General features: G+C 50.7%; 2 rRNA genes. Both read left to right on the forward strand.

Annotated elements, in window-relative coordinates:
* Positions 1–2,614, forward strand: a 23S ribosomal RNA gene (locus tag HMPREF3029_RS02915); the annotation flags it as partial.
* 52 nt (positions 2,615–2,666) lie between these two features.
* Positions 2,667–2,780, forward strand: a 5S ribosomal RNA gene (rrf, locus tag HMPREF3029_RS02920).
* Position 2,781: the final 1 nt, after the last annotated feature.

A 2,781-nucleotide genomic window follows, 5' to 3' on the forward strand; every position in this document is an offset into this window, starting at 1 on the left:
GGGAAGAGCCCAAACCAGTTTAAACTGGGGTTGTAGGACTTCGAGATGCGAGAAGCAAGTTTAGTGGAAGATTATGGAAAGAATGACCATAGAGGGTAACAGTCCCGTACACGACAAGCGAGCGGACGCTAGAAGTATCCTGAGTACGGCGGAACACGAGGAATTCCGTCGGAATCTGGGAGGACCATCTCCTAAGGCTAAATACTCCTTGGTGACCGATAGTGAACCAGTACCGTGAGGGAAAGGTGAAAAGCACCCCGGGAGGGGAGTGAAATAGAACCTGAAACCGTGTGCCTACAAGTAGTCAGAGCCCTATAAGGGTGATGGCGTGCCTTTTGTATAATGAACCGGCGAGTTACGCATACATGCAAGGTTAAGCAGCGAATGTGGAGCCGAAGCGAAAGCGAGTCTGAAATGGGCGAATAGTATGTGTGTGTAGACCCGAAACCAGGTGATCTACCCATGACCAGGTTGAAGTCCAGGTAACACTGGATGGAGGACCGAACCGACTTATGTTAAAAAATGACCGGATGAGTTGTGGGTAGGGGTGAAATTCCAATCGAACCTGGAGATAGCTGGTTCTCTCCGAAATATATTTAGGTATAGCCTCATATTATCATCGTGGAGGTAGAGCACTGTTTGGATAAGGGGCCCATCCCGGGTTACCGAGTTCAGACAAACTCCGAATGCCATAGATGAGATGTATGGGAGTCAGACAGTGGGTGATAAGGTCCATTGTCGAAAGGGAAACAGCCCAGACCACCAGTTAAGGTCCCCAAATATATGTTAAGTGGAAAAGGATGTGGCGTTGCACAGACAACTAGGATGTTGGCTTAGAAGCAGCCATCATTTAAAGAGTGCGTAATAGCTCACTAGTCGAGTGACGCTGCGCCGAAAATGTACCGGGGCTAAACATATTACCGAAACTGTGGATCCGCAAGGATGGTAGGAGAGCGTTCTATATGCAGCGAAGCCAAACCGAGAGGGAAAGTGGAGCGTATAGAAGTGAGAATGCCGGTGTGAGTAGCGCAAGACGGGTGAGAATCCCGTCCACCGAAAGACTAAGGTTTCCAGAGGAAGGCTCGTCCGCTCTGGGTAAGTCGGGACCTAAGCCGAGGCAAACAGCGTAGGTGATGGACAACAGGTAGAAATTCCTGTACCGGTGTAACATGAATGAGTGAAGTGGTGACGCAGGAGGAGAATCGAATCGCACGACTGGAAGAGTGCGTGCAAGTGACAAGCTGTCATACCAGGCAAATCCGGTATGAGTGTAAGGTAAGTCATGATGCGGAGGGCGAAGCCCGAAGATCGATATTCACACTGCCAAGAAAACCCGCTAGCGAGTGTTATACTGCCCGTACCGCAAACCGACACAGGTAGTTGGGAAGAGAATTCTAAGGTGAGCGAGCGAACTCTCGTTAAGGAACTCGGCAAAATGACCCCGTAACTTCGGGAGAAGGGGTGCTCATGAAAATGAGCCGCAGTGAATAGGCCCAAGCGACTGTTTATCAAAAACATAGGTCTCTGCCAAACCGAAAGGTGACGTATAGGGGCTGACGCCTGCCCGGTGCTGGAAGGTTAAGAGGCGTGCTTAGCGTAAGCGAAGGTACAAATCGAAGCCCCAGTAAACGGCGGCCGTAACTATAACGGTCCTAAGGTAGCGAAATTCCTTGTCAGGTAAGTTCTGACCCGCACGAAAGGCGTAACGATTTGGGCACTGTCTCAACGAGAGGCTCGGTGAAATCATAGTTCCAGTGAAGATGCTGGATACCCGCGACAGGACGGAAAGACCCCGTGGAGCTTTACTGTAGCTTGATATTGAATCTCGAGTACACCTGTACAGGATAGGTGGGAGTTTAAGAAGCATGCACGTCAGTGTATGTGGAGACGCTGGTGGGATACCACCCTGGTGTACTTGCGGTTCTAACCCGGTACCGTGATCCGGTACGGAGACAGTGTCAGGTGGACAGTTTGACTGGGGCGGTCGCCTCCTAAAATGTAACGGAGGCGCTCAAAGGTTCCCTCAGAATGGTTGGAAATCATTCAAAGAGTGTAAAGGTATAAGGGAGCTTGACTGTGAGACCAACAAGTCGAGCAGGGTCGAAAGACGGACTTAGTGATCCGGTGGTTCCGCATGGAAGGGCCATCGCTCAACGGATAAAAGCTACCCCGGGGATAACAGGCTTATCTCCCCCAAGAGTTCACATCGACGGGGAGGTTTGGCACCTCGATGTCGGCTCATCGCATCCTGGAGCTGTAGTCGGTTCCAAGGGTTGGGCTGTTCGCCCATTAAAGCGGTACGCGAGCTGGGTTCAGAACGTCGTGAGACAGTTCGGTCCCTATCCGTCGTGGGCGTAGGAAATTTGAGAGGCGCTGTCCTTAGTACGAGAGGACCGGGATGGACATACCACTGGTGTACCAGTTGTCGTGCCAACGGCATAGCTGGGTAGCTACGTATGGACGGGATAAATACTGAAAGCATCTAAGTATGAAGCCCCCCTCAAGATGAGATTTCCCTATAGATGCCAGAGAGACGATCTGGTTGATAGGTTTGGCGTGTAAGTATGGTGACATACTCAGCGGACAAATACTAATTCATCGATGACTTATTCAATATGATTCAAGCGTGTATCTACGAATTGCTTCTATTTGGTTTTGAGTGTATGTCTAGTGACGATGGCGGAGAGGCCACACCTGTTCCCATGCCGAACACAGAAGTTAAGCTCTCCAGCGCCGATGGTAGTTCGGTTGACCCGTGCTAGAGTAGGACGTCGCTAGGCA

The organism is Nosocomiicoccus sp. HMSC059G07 (assembly GCF_001815515.1).
Taxonomy (GTDB): Bacteria; Bacillota; Bacilli; order Staphylococcales; family Salinicoccaceae; genus Nosocomiicoccus; species Nosocomiicoccus ampullae_A.